General features: G+C 65.6%; 17 protein-coding genes. 6 read left to right on the top strand and 11 right to left on the bottom strand.

Annotated features, from left to right (window positions below; genetic code table 11):
* Together GEV05_00630 and GEV05_00625 are read right to left on the bottom strand one after the other, a co-directional pair.
* Positions 1-371 (bottom strand): ATP-binding cassette domain-containing protein (locus GEV05_00630; protein ID MPZ41913.1); only part of this gene is annotated, 371 nt, incomplete at its 3' end.
* A gap of 329 nt (positions 372-700) precedes the next feature.
* Positions 701-2728 (bottom strand): long-chain-fatty-acid--CoA ligase, encoded by a 2028-nt coding sequence (locus tag GEV05_00625; GenBank protein MPZ41912.1) that lies wholly within the window; start codon positions 2726-2728, stop codon positions 701-703.
* On the opposite strand from GEV05_00625, the gene GEV05_00620 reads away from it, so the two are divergent.
* Together GEV05_00620 and GEV05_00615 are read left to right on the top strand one after the other, a co-directional pair.
* The gene (locus GEV05_00620; GenBank protein MPZ41911.1) at positions 2439-3044 is read left to right on the top strand and encodes a hypothetical protein; all 606 of its coding nucleotides are present in this window, start codon (positions 2439-2441) and stop codon (positions 3042-3044) included. The genes GEV05_00625 and GEV05_00620 overlap by 290 nt on opposite strands.
* A gap of 289 nt (positions 3045-3333) precedes the next feature.
* Entirely contained in the window at positions 3334-4293 is a 960-nt protein-coding gene (locus tag GEV05_00615) for a tripartite tricarboxylate transporter substrate binding protein (GenBank protein MPZ41910.1), read from the top strand.
* Between the two features lie 85 nt (positions 4294-4378).
* Here GEV05_00615 and GEV05_00610 read toward each other — a convergent pair whose 3' ends face one another.
* The 5 genes from GEV05_00610 to GEV05_00590 form a co-directional block, all read right to left on the bottom strand.
* A complete protein-coding gene (locus GEV05_00610; GenBank protein ID MPZ41909.1) occupies positions 4379-6022 on the bottom strand; it encodes an AMP-binding protein in 1644 nt (547 codons plus the stop codon).
* Positions 6010-6579, bottom strand: a complete 570-nt coding sequence (locus GEV05_00605; GenBank protein MPZ41908.1) for a Uma2 family endonuclease — start codon at positions 6577-6579, stop codon at positions 6010-6012. The genes GEV05_00610 and GEV05_00605 overlap by 13 nt, the downstream gene beginning before the upstream one ends.
* Before the next feature lie 106 nt (positions 6580-6685).
* Positions 6686-8038, bottom strand: coding sequence for a DNA repair protein RadA (gene radA, locus GEV05_00600; protein MPZ41907.1), 1353 nt, complete (start codon positions 8036-8038; stop codon positions 6686-6688).
* A gap of 8 nt (positions 8039-8046) precedes the next feature.
* Positions 8047-9114 (bottom strand): alanine racemase, encoded by a 1068-nt coding sequence (gene alr / locus GEV05_00595; GenBank protein ID MPZ41906.1) that lies wholly within the window; start codon positions 9112-9114, stop codon positions 8047-8049.
* A 116-nt stretch (positions 9115-9230) separates the two neighbouring features.
* Complete coding sequence (locus GEV05_00590; protein ID MPZ41905.1) at positions 9231-10136, bottom strand: LysR family transcriptional regulator; 906 nt, start codon at positions 10134-10136, stop codon at positions 9231-9233.
* Positions 10137-10544: 408 nt separating this feature from the next.
* Here GEV05_00590 and lplT point away from each other — a divergent pair, with 408 nt between their 5' ends.
* On the top strand, positions 10545-11822 hold the full coding sequence (gene lplT / locus GEV05_00585; GenBank protein ID MPZ41904.1) for a lysophospholipid transporter LplT: 1278 nt from the start codon (positions 10545-10547) through the stop codon (positions 11820-11822).
* A 105-nt stretch (positions 11823-11927) separates the two neighbouring features.
* Here lplT and GEV05_00580 read toward each other — a convergent pair whose 3' ends face one another.
* The 3 genes from GEV05_00580 to GEV05_00570 form a co-directional block, all read right to left on the bottom strand.
* Positions 11928-14450 carry a VWA domain-containing protein gene (locus GEV05_00580; GenBank protein MPZ41903.1) on the bottom strand — a complete coding sequence of 841 codons (2523 nt, stop codon included), beginning with the start codon at positions 14448-14450 and terminating at the stop codon, positions 11928-11930.
* Positions 14451-14505: 55 nt separating this feature from the next.
* Positions 14506-15351, bottom strand: a complete 846-nt coding sequence (locus GEV05_00575; GenBank protein MPZ41902.1) for an AAA domain-containing protein — start codon at positions 15349-15351, stop codon at positions 14506-14508.
* 220 nt (positions 15352-15571) lie between these two features.
* On the bottom strand, positions 15572-16873 hold the full coding sequence (locus GEV05_00570; protein MPZ41901.1) for an MFS transporter: 1302 nt from the start codon (positions 16871-16873) through the stop codon (positions 15572-15574).
* A gap of 163 nt (positions 16874-17036) precedes the next feature.
* On the opposite strand from GEV05_00570, the gene GEV05_00565 reads away from it, so the two are divergent.
* The gene (locus tag GEV05_00565; GenBank protein MPZ41900.1) at positions 17037-18161 is read left to right on the top strand and encodes a DUF481 domain-containing protein; all 1125 of its coding nucleotides are present in this window, start codon (positions 17037-17039) and stop codon (positions 18159-18161) included.
* Positions 18162-18246: 85 nt separating this feature from the next.
* Here GEV05_00565 and GEV05_00560 read toward each other — a convergent pair whose 3' ends face one another.
* The gene (locus GEV05_00560) at positions 18247-19041 is read right to left on the bottom strand and encodes a PEP-CTERM sorting domain-containing protein (protein ID MPZ41899.1); all 795 of its coding nucleotides are present in this window, start codon (positions 19039-19041) and stop codon (positions 18247-18249) included.
* Positions 19042-19074: 33 nt separating this feature from the next.
* On the opposite strand from GEV05_00560, the gene GEV05_00555 reads away from it, so the two are divergent.
* Together GEV05_00555 and GEV05_00550 are read left to right on the top strand one after the other, a co-directional pair.
* On the top strand, positions 19075-20307 hold the full coding sequence (locus GEV05_00555) for an LLM class flavin-dependent oxidoreductase (protein MPZ41898.1): 1233 nt from the start codon (positions 19075-19077) through the stop codon (positions 20305-20307).
* 171 nt (positions 20308-20478) lie between these two features.
* Positions 20479-21261, top strand: a complete 783-nt coding sequence (locus tag GEV05_00550) for a taurine dioxygenase (GenBank protein MPZ41897.1) — start codon at positions 20479-20481, stop codon at positions 21259-21261.
* The last annotated feature ends 34 nt before the right edge of the window (positions 21262-21295 follow it).

The following is a 21295-nucleotide window of genomic DNA, read 5'->3' as shown; positions in this document are numbered from 1 at the left end:
CGCTCGGAGCGCCAGAAGTCGAAGGACGTGCCGCGTGCACGCTGGAGCGCGATGCGCACGTTCTCGAGCACCGACATGTGCGGAAAAACCGCGGAGATCTGAAAGGAGCGCACCAGCCCCAAGCGCGCGACCTGCGCGGGGCTCGTGCCGGTGATGTCGCGGCCGGCGTAGTAGATCCGGCCGCTGGAGGGCTGGAGGAACTGGCTGATGAGATTGAAGACGGTGGTCTTGCCGGCACCGTTCGGCCCGATCAAAGCGTGGATCGTGCCTCGGCGCACCGCGAGCTCGACGTTCGATACCGCGACGAAACCCTTGAACTCCTTGGTGAGCGCCTGCGTGCGCAGGATGATCTCGTCGCCCGCCTCGGGCATCGCCTCTGCTCCTCCGATTCAGAATGGCCGACACTGCATGCCTGGAGATGCAGCGCGGCGCGACACCGATTCGACGATAGCAGGTTTGGGCGGGCGACAACAAGCACACGGGCGGCACGTCGACGCGAACCACACGATTCCGTCTCCCTTCCCGACATCCCTCCTCGACGAGGAGCTTGACCACCCCGCCTTCTTCGCCGGCACCCCTCCTCGATGAGGAGCTTGACCACCCCGCCTCCTTCGCCGGCACCCCTCCTCGACGAGGAGGGGAAACGGACTCCCCTCCTGCCAAGGAGGGGCGGAACGCGCAATGCGTGGACGGGGCGGTTCTACTCCCGGCGCTCGACCCCACCGGCGCCGCGCGCCCGCTCGCGCAGCACGTACTTCTGCACTTTGCCGGTAGCGGTCTTCGGCAGCGGCCCGAACACCACGGTCTTCGGCACCTTGAACCCGGCCAGATGCTCGCGGCAGAACGCAATGATGTCCGCTTCGGTTGCGCTGGCCTCGGGCTTCAAAGCGATGAACGCGCATGGCGTCTCGCCCCAATGCGCGTCGGGCCGCGCCACCACGGCAGCTTCCAGTATCGCCGGGTGCTGATAGAGCGTGTCCTCGAGCTCGATCGAGGAGATGTTCTCGCCGCCGGAAATGATGATGTCCTTGGAGCGATCCTTGATCTGGATGTAACCGTCGGGATGGATCACGCCAAGGTCGCCGGTGTGATACCAGCCGCCGGCGAAGCTTTCTTCGGTTGCACGCGGATTCTTCAGGTAGCCGCGCATCACGACATTGCCGCGCATCACGACTTCGCCCAGAGTCTCGCCGTCGCGCGGCACCGGTTGCAGCGTTTCCGGGTCGAGCACCGTCACTTCTTCCATGATGGCCTTGCGTACGCCAGCCCGGCTCTTGAGCTTCGCTCGCTCCGCGAGTGGAAGCGAATTCCACTCGTCGTGCCAGGCGCACGCCACAGTCGGCCCGTAAGTTTCGGTCAGGCCGTAGAGATGCGTGACCGCGATACCCATTTCTTCCATGCGCGCGATCACGGCCGCGGGCGGCGCGGCGCCGCCGGTCATCGCCTCGAGCGGATGGTCGACCAGCGAGCGCTCGGCCTCCGGGGCGTTGACCATCATGTTGAGCACGATCGGCGCGCCGCACAGGTGAGTCACGCGGTGCTGCTTGATTGCCTCGAATATTGCGCGGGTTTCCACTCGGCGCAGGCACACGTTCGTGCCGCCCAGCAGCGCCATGGTCCAGGTGAACGACCAGCCGTTGCAGTGGAACATCGGCAGCGTCCAGAGGTACACCGAATCCGGACCCATGACCGAAGCGACTGCATTGCCGAAGGAATTGAGATAGGCGCCGCGGTGATGGATCACGACACCCTTGGGATTGCCGGTCGTGCCCGAGGTGTAGTTGAGCGCGATCGCCTGCCATTCGTCGCGCGGTAGTTCCCAGCGATGCGTAGGGTCGCCGGTGGCGAGCAAGGCTTCGTAGTCCACCTCGCCGATGCGCGGGCCTTCGCCGTCGTAGATCGGATCGTCGATGTCGATCACGTGCGGTGGGCGCTCGCAGCGACCAACGGCCTCGGCTGCCACCGCGGCGAACTCGCTGTCGACGAGCAAAACCTTGGCGCCGCCATGGGCCAGGATGAAGCCGATCGTCGCCGCATCGAGCCGGATGTTGATGGTGTTGAGCACCGCCCCGCTCATCGGCACGCCGAAATGCGCTTCGTACATCGCCGGCGTGTTCGGCGCCAGCACGGCCACGGTATCTCCGACCCCGATCCCGCTTCGTGCCAATGCCGATGCCAACCGGCAGCAACGTGCGTACGTCTGCGCCCAGGTCTGGCGCAGTGCGCCGTGGATGAGCGCGATCTTGTCGGGATAGACCTCGGCCGAGCGCGCAAGAAAGCTGAGCGGGGACAGCGCGACGAAATTGGCCGGATTCTTTCCGAGCCGGTCATCGAAGGGATTCGACACTTTTCTGTCCTTGCGCCCCTGGCATGTCTGCGCGCACCGGACGCGTCTTCCGATCGAACCCGCCAGCTGCCGCAGGCAGCACTGGACGGATATGCCGCGGGGCCCGGGACGGGCAATGATTGCAAGCGATGTTAAGCCCGCGCGACGCCGTGCTTCAAGAAGGTTCTCGCCATCGTTCGCTTTCGCGGCGGCTGCAACGGCGTCTCGACCATGGCAAGCAGGCTCTGTGCCGCGGGCGAAACGCGCGCGCCCCCGCCGAGTGATAATGCAGATGTCTCGCTCCGGACGCAGACCGGTCAGACACGGAACGCTGGATCGAGCGCGATGGAGGTCATCCAGAAAGAAAACGTACGGATCGATCGACCTCAAGGAGGAGAGCATGAATCGTGGTGGTTTGACTTATGGCCTGCTGCTTGTTCTGGCTGCATGCGCGAGCAACGTCGTCGCCCAGGGATTTCCCTCGCGTTCAATCCGGATCGTGGTTCCGTTTCCGCCGGGCGGGCCGTCCGACTATTCCGCGCGCGTCATCAACCGGGAGATCGTGCGGGGACTCAACCTCCCCGACGTAAAGGAAAAGATCGCGGCCCAGGGCAACGAGGTGATCGGCGATTCGCCAGATCACTTTGCCAAATTCATCCGTGCCGAATCGGACAAGTGGGGCAAGGTCGTCAGGCAGGCGGGTATCAAGCTCGAGTAGGCGGCGCAGCCACACCAAGGAGTCACACGATCGCAACGGTGTGATTCCCCGAGGCATACGCTTCGCGCCCCGAGGCGACCCGCCGGTGCGTGGTATATATCCGCAGTCGACGCTCGCGCACGCCTTCGACCGCCCGAGACGAGGCGCGCGTGCCGGTTCGAGTTCGCCTTCGGCGAACGAGGAGGAGGAAGCAGTGAAGCAAGCGGCAAAGCGACGCGGCATTCAGGCAACGAAGAAAGCTGTCAGCGGGCGCGCCGCGCTCTGGCGAGCAACCGGGCGCGCAGCACCGATTGGCCTCAGTCTACTGGCGCTGATCGCCTCCGCCTTCGGCTCGACGGCAAGCGCGCAATCATGGCCCGCTCGACCGATCCGCTACATCGTTCCGTTTCCGCCGGGCGGCGGCACCGACACGTCCGCCCGCTTGATGGCGCCCACCCTTTCGTCCGAGCTCGGCCAGCAGGTCGTGATCGAGAATCGGCCCGGCGCCGGCGGCATGATCGGCGTCGAACAGGCAGCCAAGGCCGCCCCCGACGGCTACACCATGGTGCAGGCGACCGTCGGCCAGGTCTCGATCAATCCCAACCTGCTGCGCAAGCTCGCCTTCGACCCGGACAAGGACCTGGCGCCGGTGGCGCTCACGGGCGATCTGTTCAATGTGCTGGTGGTGCATCCGGCGCTGCCGGTGCGCTCGGTGCTCGACCTCGTCGCGCTGGCACGCAAACGCCCGGGAGAGCTCAACTTCAGCTCGTCCGGCGTCGGCGTGCCCGATCACCTCGCGGGCGAGTTGTTCCAGATCATGACCGGGACGAAAATGGTCCATGTCCCCTATAAGGGCGGACCGCTCGCCATGGCCGACCTGGTTGCGGGCAACGTGCAACTGATGTTCGCCACGGTCGCTTCCTCGATCGGCATGGTGAAAGCCAACAAACTGCGGCCGATCGCGATCACCAACGGCAAGCGCTTTCCGGGGATGCCGCAACTGCCGATCATCGGCGAGGCCGGCATTCCGGGATTCGCCGTCGACAACTGGACCGGCGTGTTCGTGCCGGCCGGCACGCCGAAGGAAATCATCACGCGCCTGAACGCAGGCTTCACCAAGGCGGTTGGCGTTCCCGCAACGCGCACCCGGCTGCTCGATTCGGGAATCGGGGTCGCGTCCAGCACACCGGAGCAATTCGCGACCTTCATCCAGAAGGAGACCGCGAAATGGAAGAAGGTGATCGCGGACGCAAATGTGCGGATTGATTGATCGGCAAGGGGCTGCGAGCCCCGACACGCGGCATCACTGCGCCCGCAACGCTGCAGCGCGATGGCTGCGCCCGCAGATTCGCGCCTCAGGTGTCGATGGCTTGTGAGCTTCTCGCCTGCTGGCGCAGGACGAACTTCTGGATCTTGCCGGTCGAGGTCTTCGGCAGCGGCCCGAACACCACCGCCTTGGGCACCTTGAAGTGCGCCATGCGGTCGCGGCAGAAGGCGATGATCTCCGCGGCGTCGGCTTGCGCGCCCTCTTTCAATTCCACGAACGCGCACGGTACCTCGCCCCACTTCGGATCCGGCATGGCGACCACAGCCGCGGTCATGACGGCAGGATGGCGATACAGAGTATCTTCGACTTCGAGCGAGGAGATGTTCTCGCCGCCGGAGATGATGACGTCCTTGGAGCGGTCCTTGATCTTCACGTAGCCGTCCGGCTGTACCACCGCGAGATCGCCGGAGTGGAACCAGCCGCCGGCGAACGCTGCCTGCGTCGCCTGCTCGTTCTTCAGATACCCCTTCATCGTGATGTTGCCGCGAAACATGATCTCGCCCATGGTCTCGCCGTCCGGCGGAATGGGCTGCATCGTCGCCGGGTCCATGACGCACATCCCCTCCTCGAGCGGGTAGCGCACGCCCTGGCGGCCATTGCGCTCCGCGCGCTGCGGCAGATCGAGCGCATCCCATTCGTCGTGCTTGGCGCACACTGCCGCGGGCCCGTAGGTCTCGGTCAGGCCGTAGACGTGCGTGAGCTCGAAGCCCATGCGCTCCATGCCTTCGATCACCGCCGCCGGCGGCGCCGCGCCCGCCACCAGGCAATGCACCGTGTGGTCGATGCCGGCGCGCAGGCTCGACGGCGCGTTGATGAGCAGGTTGTGCACGATCGGCGCGCCGCAATAGTGCGTGACCCGGTGACGGTCAATCGCATCGAACACGGGCGCCGCGTCGACCTTGCGCAAGCACACGTTGGTTCCGGCCACCGCGGCCATGGTCCAAGTGAAGCACCAGCCATTGCAGTGGAACATCGGCAGCGTCCACAGGTACACGGCATGGCGCGGCATGTTCCACACCAGCGCATTGCCGACCGCGTTCAGGTACGCGCCGCGATGGTGGTACACCACCCCCTTGGGATTGCCGGTCGTCCCCGACGTGTAGTTGAGCGAGATCGCATCCCACTCGTCCTCGGGCGCGGTGCGAACGCCCGTGCCGTCGCCGCCGGCGAGAAACGCTTCGTATTCGATCTCCCCGAGGCACTCGCCGCCGTCGAAGGCAGGATCGTCCACGTCGATCACGAGCGGTCTGGTCGAAAGCGTCGAGAGCGCTTTCGCAAGTGTCCCGGAGAATTCGCGGTCGGTGAAAAGCACCTTGGCTTCGGCATGCTGCAGCATGAAGGCAATCGTGTCGGCATCGAGCCGGGTGTTGAGCGTGTTGAGCACCGCACCGGCCATGGCGACGCTGAAGTGCAGCTCGTACATCGCCGGCACGTTGGGCAGCATGGCCGCCACTGTATCGCCCGGCCCGATGCCCCGCCGCAGCAGCGCCGACCCGAGCGTGCGGCAGCGGGCATGGGTCTCGCCCCAGGTATATCGCCGGTCGCCGTATATGACGCACGGATGGTCGGGATAGGTCGAGGCCGACCAGTCGAGGAGCGTGAGGGGGGTGAGCGGCGCGTAGTTCGCCGGGTTGCGTTCCAGTCCGAGCTGGTAGGGATTCAGATGCGCCATAGCTCGGCGAGATCGAGCCGGACGCTCGGAGCCGACAGCGGCGAGATCACGGCGCCGGAGGTGTCGGTGGACACATCCCGATAGCCCTCGGGGCCGGGTTGCCGGTGCACGATCACGGACTCGCTTTGCAGGTCGACGAGCCAGACTTCGGCAATGCCGTGGCGCGAGTAGAGTGGAACCTTGATGTCGCGGTCGTAACGCAGAGTGGTGTCGGCGACTTCGACGACGAGCAGTACGTCGGTGGCCGATGGCAAGCCCCCCATATAGTCGTCAGCACGCGGCTTGAGCAAGGCGATATCGGGTTGAGGTTCGTCGCGCGGCGGCAGTGCGATCGGATTCTGGACCGACACGTTCGCTGCGTTACCGACAGCGCGCAATAGCATCCTGTTCAGCCGATTGACCTTCGAAGCATGCACGACACCAATTGGAGCCATCTGCATCATCTCCCCGTCGATCAGTTCGATCCGGTCGTCCTCTCCCAGGATGCCGGCCTCCCCCATCCGATGAAAATCGGCTACCGAAAGCTTGCGGCGCGGAAAGGTGTCCAGTGCTCCCATGGCGTCACCCTATGCTGTCTGCGAGGCGGGCGCCTCGCTCGAGAGCTATGATCGTGAAATCGACAAGACCTTGCAACCGTGCGAATCGACGGGCTGAGCCAGCGTCCTACCGCACCCAATCGACCGCCTCGGCAATGCGCGTAACCGCGTGCACCTCGATCCCGGCAATTTCCTGCTTCGGCGCATTGGCGGCCGGAATGATGGCCTGCTTGAAGCCGAGCTTGGCCGCTTCGCGCAACCGTTCCTGGCCCCGCTGCACCGGGCGTACCTCGCCCGCGAGTCCGACCTCGCCGAACACGACCAACTTGTCCGACAGGGGCTTGTTCTTGAGGGAGGAGACGACCGCAAGCAGCACCGCAAGATCCGAGGCGGGCTCGGTGATGCGCACGCCGCCGACGGCGTTGACGAACACGTCCTGATCGAAGCAGGCGATGCCGGCATGCCGGTGCAGCACCGCCAGCAGCAGTGCGAGCCGATTCTGCTCCAGCCCGACTGTGAGCCGGCGCGGGTTCGGCGCATGCGCTTCGTCCACCAGCGCCTGCACCTCCACCAGCAGTGGGCGCGTGCCTTCCTGGGTGACACAGATGCACGAGCCGGCCACCTGCTCGGCATGCCGCGACAGGAACAGCGCCGAAGGATTGCTCACGCCGCGCAGCCCCTTGTCGCCCATGGCGAAGACGCCGATCTCGTTCACCGCGCCGAACCGGTTCTTGATCGCGCGCACCAGGCGGAAGCTCGAATGCGTATCGCCCTCGAAGTAGAGCACCGAGTCGACCATGTGCTCGAGCACGCGCGGTCCGGCGATGGCGCCTTCCTTGGTGACGTGGCCCACGAGCACGACCACCGTGCCGCTCGACTTGGCATAGCGCGTGAGCTGCGCCGCGCACTCGCGCACCTGCGCGACCGACCCCGGCGCGGACTGCAGCTGATCGGAATACAGCGTCTGGATCGAGTCCATCACCGCGACCGCGGGCTTGACGGTTCCGAGCGCGGCCAGGATCTTCTCCACATTGATCTCGGCCAGCACCCGGGTGGCCGTCACGTCGAGCGCGAGACGCCTGGCGCGCAGCGCCACCTGCGACGAGGATTCCTCGCCGCTCACGTACAGCACTGCGTGCGCGGCGCTCATGCGGCACAGTGCCTGCAGCAGCAAGGTGGATTTGCCGATGCCCGGATCGCCGCCGATCAGGATCACCGCACCGGGCACCAGGCCGCCGCCGAGCACGCGGTCGAACTCGCCGATGCCGGTTGCCAGCCGCGCTTCCTCGGCCGCTTCGACTTCGGACAGCGCGACCACCTGGCTGGGTTGGGCGAGTCCGGCGAAGCGCTTCGGCGCCTGCGCCTCGGCCACCGATTCGACCAGCGTGTTCCAAGCCTGGCAATGCGGGCACTGGCCCTGCCACTTGAGCGTCTGGCCGCCGCACTCGGTGCAGGAATAGATCGTCTTCGCCTTGGCCACGGGGCGCCTCAGCGTTCGACGACCCGGACGCGCGGGGCAAGCGCGCAGAAGAGCTCGTAGCTCACCGTGCCCGCCACCGCCGCGACTTCGTCCGCGGACAAGCCCTCGCCCCAGAGCGTAACCGGGCTGCCGACGCCGGCGCCCGGAATGCGGGTGATGTCGACGCACAGCATGTCCATCGAGACGCGACCGACGGTACCCGTGCGCACGCCCTCGACCAGCGCCGGCGTACCGCTGGGGGCATGGCGCGGGTAGCCGTCGGCATAGCCGCAGGCGACGACGCCGATTCGCATTCTCTCCTTTGCGACGAAGGTCGCGCCGTAACCCACCGCATCGCCCGCGGCCAGTTCCTGCACGCCGATGATGCGTGAGGTGAGCGTCATCACGGGCCGCAACCCGAGCGCAGTCGCGGGCCGATCGGCAAAGGGCGAGGCGCCGTAGAGCATGATGCCGGGCCGGATCCAGTCGCCGTGCGCCTCGGGAAAGCGCAGGATCGTTGCCGAATTGGCGATCGAGTGCGGCAGCGCGCGGTCGCGGGCGGCGTCGAGAAATCGCTGCAGTTGCTCGGCGATGCCCCGATCGTCGTCGGCGCAGGCGAAATGCGTCATGAGCGTCACCGATCGCACGCGCGCGTTTGCGGCAAGGCGCTCCAGCACTTCTCCCAGCGAGTCCGGGCGCAGGCCCAGCCGATTCATGCCGGTGTTGAGCTTGACGAACACATCCAGGCGCGCATTCGAGGGCAGATCGCGCAGCATCGCGACCTGGTCGGGATCGTGCAGCGCGCAGGCAAATCCGTTGTGCGCCGCGACCGCCAGCTCATCCGCGTCAAACACGCCTTCGAGCAGCAGGATCGGCTGCCGATAACCCGCCTCGCGCAGGCGAACCGCCGCATCGATTTCGAGCAGCGCGAAGCCGTCGGCCGCGGCGAGCGCGGAAGCGCAACGCATGAGGCCATGGCCATAGGCATTGGCCTTGATGACGGCGAAAGTGCGGGCAGCCGGTGCCGCGCGCTGCGCCACGGAGAGGTTATGGCTCAGCGCAGAGAGTTCGATGCTCGCTTGCAGAGGTCTCGGCATGGCCGAGAGGATAAAGGAGGGCGCGTGAGTACGGAAGGTCGACCAGGGAAAGCCGGCCGGTGCGAAAGGCCGGCCGCAGCGGGTCGGGAGCGCGACGGCCTACGACGAACGGCCGATCAAGGCGCCACGATCTGCTGCATGCGTGCGGTGGCGAATTCGGCGAAGGTCTGCAGGCGGCGGGTTCGGAACTGTTCTTTCAGACACACCCAGGAGAGGATGCGGATCAGGCGGGGCTCGAGCGCAATCGCCACCAGGCTGCCGAGCCGCAGCTCCTTCACGATGGTTGCGCGCGACATGATCGAGTAGCCGAGACCAGTCTCGACCACGCTCTTGATGGCGACCGTGCTGCCGAGCTCCATCACCACGTGGATATCGTCCGGCGACACGCCGTGCTGGCGAAAATAACGATCGGCGAACTCGCGCGTGCCCGAGCCCGCTTCCCGGCGCACGTAGGGCTTGTCGAGCAGTTGCGCCGGCGTGACGCGGCGCATGCGCGCGATCTCGCTCCCCGGGGCGCAAATCACCAGCAATTCCTCCTCGCAGATCTGCTGCGTCTCCAGGTTCGACAAGTGCGGGGGCGACTCGATGAAGCCCAGATCCAGGCTGCGGTCCGCCACCCGGTTCTCGATCAGCTCGGAGTTGCCGACCGTGAGCCGGATTTCCACCCGCGGGTGGCTCGCCTGGAACTCGCCGATCACCTGCGGCAGGATGAATTCCCCGTTGGTAAGGCTCGCGCCGATGATCAGCGGACCGGCGATGTCGCCGCTCATCTCCGCCATGCGCGCTTCCAGCTCGCCCGAAAGGTTCAGGATGCGGCCGGCATACTCGTACACCAGCTCTCCGGCCGGGGTGAGCTTGATGCGGCCATGGGCGCGATCGAACAGGCGCGCGTTGAAGTGCTCCTCGAGCTGCTTGACCTGGAACGTGACCGCGGGCTGGGTCATGAAAAGCGCTTCCGCGGCCTTGGTGAAGGACAGATGCTTGGCGACGGCGTGGAAGACCTGAAGACGTCGATCGGCCATAGATGGCAATCCCGGCTGGGCGCGACATTGGGGCCGCACGCTATTCAAGCACAGTTCGCCCCCGTTCGCGTACCGTGCCGGTATTGCGATGTACCTGCCGTCCCTCGCGATGTCCCGTGCCGACATTACGACGCACCGTGCCAGCATGCGATGTACCGTGCCGGTATTGCGGCGCACCGAGGACGCGTTGCGCAGCCGGCGCGAGGCGGAGCGCACCGTTGCGGCACTGAAGAATCGGCCGCAGATGCCGAAGTTGATCCAGACATATGGTATAAAAGCGCGCGTCCAGCAGCGCCCGGCCGCGATCCGCCTCCGATCAGACTCTCGAGCTTTCATGCCGATCCCGTATAGCGTGCGCGCTGCCGGTGCGGAGCCGGCCGCGACGCGCGGCACGCCTTGAGCACACCGATGCCGGCCGGTTTCTACACCATCATGGCGGCGCAGTTCTTCTCGTCGCTCGCCGACAATGCGCTGCTGGTGGCTGCGATCGCGCTGCTGATGCAGCTCAACTCCCCGGACTGGCTGCCGCCGTATCTCAAGTTCTGTTTCGTCATTTCGTATGTAGTGCTGGCGCCCTATGTCGGCGCATTCGCCGATCGCCTGCCGAAGGGCCAGGTGATGTTCATCAGCAATACGATCAAGGTCGGCGGCTGCCTGTTGATGCTGATCGGGATCGACCCGCTCGTCGCCTATTCCCTGGTCGGGCTCGGCGCGGCCGCCTACTCGCCGGCCAAGTACGGCATATTGACGGAATACCTGCCGCACAGCCGCCTGGTTGCCGCCAACGGCTGGATCGAAGGGCTGACGGTGGGCTCCATCATCCTGGGCACTGTGCTCGGCGGCGTTCTGATTACGCCGAAAGTGTCGGGCACGCTGCTGGCTTTCGACCTGCCCTTCATCGAGAGCGGCCTCGATACGTCGGCCGAAGTGGCGATCGCCACTATTACGTTCTTCTATGTCGTCGCGGCGATCTTCAACCTGTACATCCCCTGCACAGGCGTCCCGCTGAAGGCGCTGCCGTCGAATCCATGGGCGACCCTGAAGGATTTCTCGATCTGCTGTGCGCGCCTGTGGCGCGACAAGCTCGGCCAGATTTCGCTCGCGGTCACGACGCTGTTCTGGGGGGCGGGCGCGACGCTGCAGTTCATCGTGATCGCCTGGGCCGACGCGGCGCTCGACTACAACCTGAGCCAGGCCTCGATCCTGCAAGGCGTGGTGGCCGCCGGCATCGCGGCGGGCGCGGTGATCGCTTCGATCCGGGTTTCGCTCGATCGCGCGGTTTCGGTCATTCCGCTGGGAGCCGCGATGGGGCTGATCGTGATCGGCATGATCTTCGTGCGCGAGGTCTGGATCGCGGTGCCGCTACTGGTGATGATCGGTGCGCTGGCCGGTTTCTTCGTGGTGCCGATGAATGCGTTGCTGCAACATCGGGGCCATCATCTCATGGGCGCCGGGCGCTCGATCGCGGTGCAGAACTTCAACGAGAACGCGAGCATCCTGCTGATGATCTGGGGCTACTCGTCGCTGATCAAGCAGGGTACCTCGATCCACACCGCGATCGTGACCTTCGGCTTGTTCGTCGCGGGAACGATGATGCTGGTGCGCGCCTGGCACCGGCGCAATCTACGGCTCTACGGCGAAGAGGTGCAGAGTCTGTTGACGGTGGCGAGGTCATCGCATCATTGAGTGAAGCGTGAAAGGTGAAAATGGGGACGCACACAATTTCCCATCGGCCCGCTTTCCCTGAATAGGACGCACAGTCGGAAATTGTGTGCGTCCCCATTTTTGCCCTCACCGGCGCAGCTTCAGATAGATCTCCGGCAACCTCCGCGGCAGGCTGTTGATGTGATCGAGCACCAGAAAATGGCCCTGGCCGAAGATCTGCGGCAGGTATTCGTTGGCGAGCGTGTCGACGGTGATGCAGTACGGATGGACGCCGCGCGCGACCGCTTCCTTCACCGCCATGCGCGTATCCTCGTGCAGGTAGCGCCGGTCGCCGCCGTCGTCGTAGTCCTCGGGCCGTCCGTCCGACACCAGCAGCAGCAGACGGCGGCGTGACGAAACATCGTTGAAGCAGGCAGTCGCATGGCGGATGGCGGTGCCCATGCGGGTGGCAAGCCGTCCCGACAAGCCGCCCACCTGTGCCTTGACTTCCGTCGACCACGGCTCGTCGAAATCCTTGATCCGGTAGTAGGCGACGTTGTCGCGGTACTTCGAGCAGAAGCCGGCAATGGCATAGCTGTCACCCACCATTTCCAGGCTTTCGGCGAAGAGCAGGATGCCGGCACGCACCCGATCGACCAGCCGCCCGCGGCCCTCGGGCAGCAGCTGCATGATCGAAGTCGACAGATCGGCCAGGAGGATCACCGAGACTTCGCGCTGATTCAGCTCACGGCGCCGATACACCGTTGCTTCCGGCGACATCCCGGCCTCGCGCTCGGTGACATAGGTGATCGCGGCTTCGAGATCGATCTCCTCGCCTTCGAATTGGCGCCGTTGCGGCGCGAGCCGGGTAGGTTTCTGTGCCTGCAGCGCCTGCTTCAACTTCTTCAGCGGCACTGCGTATTCCTGCTCCAGGCGGCGCGCCTCGCCCAGGTTCGATTCGGCGAGCTTCTTCTCCTGCACCCAGGCCCAGTTGCGCTTCAGGCGCTGCTCACGGTAGTCCCACTCGGGATACGGGATGCCTTTGTCGGAGCTTCCGCCCTTGCCGGCCTGCTCTTCCTGGTGCTTGCGCGACGTGCCGACGCCACTGGTGGTGCCCGTGCCGGTTGCCTGCTGCTCGTCGGTCTCGGAGGATTCCTCGCGCTCGCCCGCGGTTTCCTGCGATTCGCTTTCTTCCTGCTCGCCCGCTTCCTGCTCCTGCTGTTCGCCCTCGCCCTGCTCGCCCTCCGACTCCCCGCTTTGCGAATCGGACGAGCGCTCGCGCGGCTGGAAGGCGCGCGAGGCATTCGGCGAGCGCCCGGGAAGATAGGCGAGCACCGAGGATTCGCGCGAATCGATCAGCGGCAGATGGGTGATTTCGAACAGGCGCAACGCCACCTCGAACGCCTCGGCGATACCCGCTTCCGGCGCCGCCAGGCGCTGCAGCAATTCCTGCTCGCGTGCATCGAGCTCGGTGGGAACACCGAGCGCGAGCCTGATCGTGTCGAGCGCATAGCGGTAGTAGCTGCCGGCGGGATCGGGCGGAACACCCAGCGATTCGGCGGCGCGCAGCATGCGCTTCAGGTGGTTGGGCACGTCGCGGTTCACCGCCCAGTCGACGCGCAGATCCTCGGCGATATCGAACAGGAGCTTGAAGCGCTGCGCGTCCTCGCCGAAGCGCGTGAACAGCGGGTCCATCGAAATGGCCTCGCCTTCGCGCGGCGCCGGCAGGCCCGAGAGCTCGAACATGCGCCGCACGTCGGCGGGATCGTACGAGCCGTGGATCATGCTTCCGGCCGAGTGCAGCACCGAGAGCACGGTCTCGTCCTGGTCGGTCAGCACCGGCGGCAGCATCAGGCTTTGCCCGTCGCACTCGATGAACGGCCGGCCCTTTTCCGGCGTCCAGGCGCTTTCCTTCAGATCGATCGTCTCGCCGAACCAGACCTCCACCAGCAGCGAGAGCAGGCGCGTGTGCTCGACCGGCCGGTAGCCGGGCAGGCTCTCGAGCAGCAGGCGCAGGCTTTCTTCGGATTCGAGGCGGAAATAGGCTTCGCCGCGGGCGCGCCCGCTTTGCATGATGTCCGAGCCCCGGGTCGCCCACGGGGTGACGGCCTGGGGGCCGAGGAGGTTACGCACGCGCAGCGCCCCCTGCAGATAGCTCACCAGCATCAGGTGGCGCGATTCGTACAGCTCTTCGGCGCAATCGAGGATCTGCTCGATGCCGGCGATGCCCGAGCGGCCGGAGAGCTCGCGCACCGGGACGGCGAAGTAGGCGCGACCCGAATCGAGGTGGCGCTCGCACCAGCGCAATCCAAGCTCCGCCCAGCGCCGCTCGCCCGCATGCCCGAGCATTGCGTACGCCTCGGGCAGCTCGTGCATGAACGCCTCGACCGCGCGCGCGGCCCCGGCCCAGCGCGTGAACGCGAGCGCCTGCTCGGTCCAGGGCAGTACCTGCTCCGAGACGTCCTCGGCCTCTCGGCTGCCCTCGATGAAGGCGCGCCCGCTGTCGCGATCGTGAGAGACCAGACGATGGGCGGCATCGAGCCAGGCATTGGCCGCGTCGTGGCCATGCAGAAGAATCGCCGGCAGGTTTTCTTCGGCACTGCGGGCGGCGACCGCGCTCAGCTCGCGCAATCGCGCGAGCTGGCTTTCGATATCCGGACTGAAGCTCACGGCGACTCGTTCTGCCGCTCGAGGCGGCGACAAGGCGCGCTCGAAAAAGCGCGTATCAATCGAAATGGGCGCTGATGATCTCGCTCAACGCCGCCGACAACTCGATGTCGTCGGTCATCGGATTCACCATTGCGGCCCGGCACGCCTCCACGGGCGGCAGTCCCGCGATGATCAGATTCGCGGCGTACACCAGCGCGCGCGTCGAGGTCACCTCGTCCAGCCCGTGGTCCTTCAGCCCGCGCGCCTTGTTGCCCGTAGCCACCAGCTTGGTGGCGACGTCGGCCGGTATCCCCGGGACCTCGGTCATGATGATCTTCTTCTCGACTTCCGGAATCGGGAAGTCGAACGTGAGCCCGATGAAGCGCTGCTTGGTCGAGGGCTTGAGGTCCTTCAGCACCGTCTGGTAGCCGGGGTTGTACGAGATCACGAGCAGGAAATCGTCGTGCGCATCGAGCTCCTCGCCCTTCTTTTCCAGCGTGAGCTTGCGCCGATGATCGGTGAGCGAGTGGATGACCACGGTCGAATCGGTGCGCGCTTCGACGATTTCGTCCAGGTAACAGATGGCGCCGGCCTTCGCCGCGCGCGTCAGCGGTCCGTCCTGCCATACGGTCTCGGCGCCTTCGAGCAGGAAGCGGCCGACCAGATCGGAGCTGGTCAGGTCCTCATGGCACGATACGGTGACGAGCGCGCGTTTGAGTCGCCACGCCATGTATTCGAGAAAGCGCGTTTTTCCGCAACCCGTGGGGCCCTTCAACATGACCGGGAGCTTGCGCCGGGCGGCCGCTTCGAACACGGCGATCTCGTTGCCCTGCGGCTCGTAATACGGCGCCGCATCGGCTGCCTGGGGGCGCTGGACGATGTCGTGCTCGACCCCACGCTGTCGGTTCACAGCATTGCTCATGAAAACCCCTTATTAAGACGGGCCATCGCGCCAACGCGGCGCAAATCGCAAATTGTACGCATCCCGCCTCGGGTTGAATATGCCGGGAAGCGATCGGACCGTGCAATGCCCGGCCGGCCTCCTGGACTGCGCCTGTCATTGCGCCCGTCTCACGCCCGCGTTGCAGCCTATCGAGGTCCCGGAAAGTGGCTGGCCGGCCGCTTCGCAATATATCCCGCTTCTATTTCTGCGGCATCGCGCGCGTGGCGCCCCGGCGCTGCCACATGAGCCACAAGGTCGCGATGGTCGCGGCCAGCAGGAACGGGACCGAGCCGTAGTTGACCGCGTGCCAGCCGCTCTTGTTGAGCAGCAGCCCGGACGACATCGACGAAACCGCCATGGTGGCGAACACCATGAAGTCGTTGGCCGCTTGCGTCTTGGCCCGTTCCGCCGGCGTATGGCATTCGGTGAGTAGCGCCGAGCCGCCCACGTACATGAAATTCCAGCCCACGCCGAGCAGGAACATCGCCAGCCAGAAATTGATCACCATGGTGCCGGCCAGTGCCGAGACGACGCACACGAACAGCAACCCGATGCCGGCGAGGATCACGTTCAGCACGCCAAAGCGCTGGATGAGCGAACCGGTGAAGAACGACGGCGCGTACATCCCGATCATGTGCCAGGACAGCACCAAGGCCGCATCGTCGAAGTGATGGTCGTGCGCGCGCATCGCGAGCGGCGTCGCGGTCATCATGAGATTCATGATGCCGTAGGAGAGCATCGACGCCAGCGCCGCGACGATGAACACGGGCTGACGCATGATCTCGGTAAGCGGCCGGCCCGAATGGCTGCGCTCCTGCTCGCTCAATCGCGGGATGTCGAGCCGCGCCAAGAGGAACATCGCCAGCACGCACACCACCCCGAGCGAGATGTAGGAGCCGAGGTAGGTGTAGTCGGCCAATGCCGTATAGGTATGCGTGGCGAGCTCCGGGCCGACGATGCCGCCGAAAAGCCCGCCGGCGAGCGTGAGCGAAATCGCCTTGGCGCGAAACGACTCCTCGGCCGCGTCGGCGGCGGCGAAGCGGTAGTACTTGCCGAACGCCGTATAGCAGCCCATGAGGAACATGCCCGCGCATAGCAGCCAGAAGCTCGCCGCGACGATCGCATAGCTGCACACCGCCGAGCCCAGGATGCCGAGCACCGTGCCGCTCTGGAACCCGGCACGCCGGCCGACAACACGCATGAGCAGCGATGCCGGGATGGTGGTGCATGCGGATCCCAGAACGTAGGTCGTCAGGGGAACCGTGGCGAGCGCCTTGTCCTCGGCCAGCGCGTAACCTGCCAGGCCGGTCACCGAGACCATGGTGGCTCCGGCAATTTGCAGCGTTGCCTGACATCCCGACAGGACTAGGACGTTGCGATATTGTTTTTGCATTCTCTGTATATGCGTGTGCAGGACGGATGGGCGCGCCCGGAGGCAGGCCCCCATGCCCGCCTCGCCGCGGCGCGAGCCGACCATACCGCAGGCGTCGCCTGCCGACAACGCTCTTTCGGACCAGCGCGCGAGATTGCTTCGTCCACATGCTGAACCGAGGAACCAACGGCTCGTGCCGGAACCTCACATGGGCCTTGGCGGTCGCACGAATGTTTGCGCCCGCATCGCAGGTGGATGCCAACCCGCGCCCGTTTCCCGAAGGAGCACCCGCATGCCGCATCGGCTCGCCTTTCTCATCCTGTTGCTCGTATTCGGTGCGGCACGCGCCGACGAGGTCATCCTGGTCAACGGCGATCGGCTCACCGGCACGGTAGTGCGCAAGGAAGGCGATGAATTGATCTTCAGCACCGGTTACGCGGGCGAGATCAAGATCGCCTGGTCGCAAGTGGTGCGCGTCACTACCGAGGATCCCATGTCGCTGGTCCTGTCGGACCAGCGACTCGCGCAGTCGAAAACGATCGGCGCCGCACCCAAGCCGAAACCTGCGCCCGCCGAGCCGTCCGCAACCGCCGACCAGCCCGATGCGGACAAGGCGCCGGCCGCCGAGCCGCAACCGGGCGAGCCCTCCGTTCCGCAGACCGGCGCGGCACAGCCGGATACGCGCGCGGCTGAACCCGAACCCGCGCCGATTCCAGTCGATGCGATCGCCTATATCAATGCCGGGTCAGGCCTGGATCTGCTCGGCGTGCGCTGGAAGGGGCGAATCAACGTCGGCGGCAACGGCAATCGCGGCAACAGCCGCACGGACAACATCCGCATCGAGGGCGAAGCGGTCGCACGCCAGCAGCAGAATCGCTGGACCCTCGCCGGGGTGTTCGATCGCGGCACGGATCAGGACACCGTCACTCGCCACAACTGGCTCGCCAGCGGCAAGTACGACCTCTTCATCAGCGAGCGCTGGTACGGCTATTCGATCCTCACGCTCGAGTCGGACCGTTTCCGCGACATCGACCGGCGCGACACGATCGGCGCCGGTATCGGTCATCAGATGATCGACACCGAGCGCACGCGCCTCTCGTTCGAAGGCGGCTTGAACTACGTGCACACCGATTTCCACGAAGCGGCCGACGAACGCTATCCCGCGCTGCGCTGGGCGTTGAAATACGATCAGCGGCTGTTCGGCACCGAAATGCAGATCTTCCACAACCATGAGCTCTTGTCGGACATCACCGATTTCGAGCGCACCTACATACGCAGCCAGACCGGCCTGCGGCTGCCGCTGCTACGTCGTCTGACGGCGACCGCGCAACTGAACTGGGATTACGACAACAAGCCGGCGCCGGGCACGGTGAAATCGGACAGGGTGTATCTTTTCACCGTCGGCTATCACTGGTAAGCGGACGCATGGCGCAGCGGGCACGCACGCGTGCAGCGCGCGCCAAAACGTCCGGTTCGAGAGCCTCCTGTTCGGCTCGTCCAAGCTACGTCGCAGTGGAACTGGTCGTCCTGCGGCTGCCCACCCAGCCGACCAGCGCGAGGCCCAGCGCCATCAGCACGTAGGTGTGCGGCTCGGGCACCGGGGTCACCGCGAAGGAGATGCGATAGATCTCGGTGTCGGCGGCAAGCTGGCTCTGGAAGATGTACCCTGCGGCCGTGAGCATGCCGTCGAACGCCGCGAACTCGGCGAAGTTGAGCGCAACGACCGAGTTCTGATCCGCGCGCAAGTCGTTGTTGCCGACGAACGCGGCCGCGGCCGGATCGTGAATCTCCGAACCGGCGTCCCACAGGTCGCGGCTGCGCTGGGTGATGGCGCTGACGAGCAGATTCCCGGATGCGCCGAACAGGCGATATTGCTGCGGGTCGTCGTTGCCGACGAAGAAATCATTGCTCGGCACCACCATGGATGCGAAGGTGAAGTACGGATTGGTCGCAGGATCGACGGCGAACGTGGCCGAGTCGCTCTGCCCCGGCAGCAGCGCGTCGGCCGCAGTGCCGAGTACGGCGCCGGCATCGGCCGCGGCGAAGGCGGGAAACCATGCCGAGCCGCTGCCGCCCTCGGCAATCGAGACGATCGGCGCAGCGGCCGGCGCGCCGATGTCGAACGAATCGAACACCCCGCCATGAAAGCCTACGCGCAGCGGAGCGAAGCGCACGCTGTTGGCCGGGGCGAGATTCTCCACCGTCACGTTGACCTGAATCAGAGCCGCCTGCGTGCCTGCGGACAAGCCGAGGGCGATGGCGCCCGCCATGGACTTCCCGATGAACCTTCGTGTCATTGCCGACCTCCTGGTCGCTGGGTTCGATATCGAATGACAACGCCCGGGCCGAAGTCGCAATCCGACCCGCAACCCGTGGTCGTTTTCGACCAGGAATCCTTACGCCGCGCACACCGGAGCCGATTTTGCGGTAGCCTCGTGGCTGTCGACGGGCCGGCGGGAGACTCATGTTCTGGATGGGGATGGTCACGGTGTAGGCAGCCAGGCAAGCCACAGGAGGACGGCATGGAATTCGGCATCTTCAATCTGATGGGCGCGCGCGAAGCCGACAAGCCGGCGGCGCAGGTATTCGGCGAAGTGGCCGAGCAGACGCGGCGCGCGGACGAGCTCGGCTACGCGATCGCGTGGTTCGCCGAGCACCACTTCTCCAACTATTGCCTATGCGCGTCACCGCTCATGATGGTGTCGCATTGCGCAGCCAGCACGCAGAAGATCAAGCTCGGGACCGCAGTCGTGGTCGTGCCGCTGTACAACCCGGCGCGCCTGGTGGCCGAAATCGCCACCGCCGACGCGATTTCCAACGGGCGCCTGGTGCTCGGCATCGGCGCGGGCTACCAGCCGTACGAGTTCGAGCGCTTCGGCGTCGACCTGGCGCAGAACCTGGAGATGACGAACGAATTCTGCGACATCCTGGATCTCGCCTTCGGCCGAGACTTTTTCAGCTACGAAGGCAAGCACTACCGGCTGCCGCAGACGCACATCCCGGTTCGCCCGGTGCAGAAACCGCTGCCGATCTACGTGGCGGGGCACACCCGGGCGATGTTCCGGGCGGCCGCGCGCCACGGCTACCGCGTCATGACGTCCGGCCGCGTCGGCGGCACCGAGCTGTTGGAAGAACAATACGCCGATATCGAGGCGTCGTTTGCCGAGGAGAAGGTGCCGCTGGAACGCGCTCATATCACGCTCAACCGGTTTGCGCACATCACCGATAGCCGCGATGAAGGCAAGCGGTTCGCGGAAAACGCGCGCTACCAGTCGCGGCTCGCGTCGAGCTTGCGCCGGCGCCAGGAAGTCATGCAGGGCACGGTGCTGGTGGACGTGCCGTTTCCCGACGAACCGCCGCTCGAGAAAATCCACGGCGATCTGCTGATCGGCGACGTCGAAACGGTTGCAGAAAAGCTCGTGGCCGAGATCCGTGCCGCAAGACCAGTGCACATCTGCTTCTCGTTCAAGGTCGGAGCCACGCCGCACAAGGCCGCCATGCGCTCGATGGAGCTCATGATGACCGAGGTGAAGCCGCGCGTGGAAAAGGCGCTCGCGCGCTGACTATCGAGCGTTCCCTATTTCATGTCACGCTCGTCCCTCACCCCCAACCCCTCTCCCGGGGGAGAGGGGAGCGTCGCGTCCGTATTGGACTGTCGTCCAATACGGAACGATCAATAGGAGGAGACAGTCGTGAAACGCCAAAGCCTGGAGCTCAACCCGCTCACCGGCGCGATGGGCGCCGAGATTCGCGGCATCGATCTGTCGCGGGTAATCGACGACGAAACCTTCGGCGCCGTGCACCAGGCGCTGCTCGAGTACGGCGTGATCTTCTTTCGCGACCAGGACATCACGCCCGCGCAGCAGACGGCGTTCGCACGCCGCTGGGGCGAGATCCATTTCCATCCGCACATGCCTTGCCTTCCCGGCCATCCCGGCGTCATCGAGATCGTGAAGAAGGAAGACGACACCACCGTCTTCGGCGAGAACTGGCACACCGACCAGATGTTCACCGCCACGCCTGCGCGCATCACGATGCTTTATGCCAAGGAGGTTCCCCCGGTCGGCGGCGACACGCTATTCGCCAACCTGCATGCCGCTTACAACGCACTGTCCGAGGGCATGAAAGCGTTCATCGCCAAGCTGCGCACCACAAGCGCGTACGATACGCAGAAGACCCGTCCCGCGGCTATGACGCCGACCGCGCTCGATACCGCGGTCATCGCCGAGCATCCGCTGGCGCGCACGCACCCCGAAACGGGGCGCAAAGCGCTTTATCTCTGCCACCCCGGGATCACGCGCCGGATCGCCGGCATGACCGAAGAAGAAAGCCGCCCGATCCTCGGCTATCTCCTGGCGCACGCGACCCGGCCCGAGTTCACCTGCCGGTTCCGCTGGCAAGTGGGGTCGATCGCCGTCTGGGACAACCGGCGCGCGCTGCATTACCCGGTAAACGACTACCTGGGCTACCGGCGCGTCATGCACCGGATCACGATCCGGGGCGAGCCGACCTCGTAGCCGTCGTGCGGCTCAGCGGTAGCTCGCACTCCTC

It is taken from the genome of Betaproteobacteria bacterium (genome assembly GCA_009377585.1).
In the GTDB taxonomy this organism is placed as follows: Bacteria; Pseudomonadota; Gammaproteobacteria; order Burkholderiales; family WYBJ01; genus WYBJ01.
This window is presented reverse-complemented; position numbering and strand designations above follow the sequence as displayed.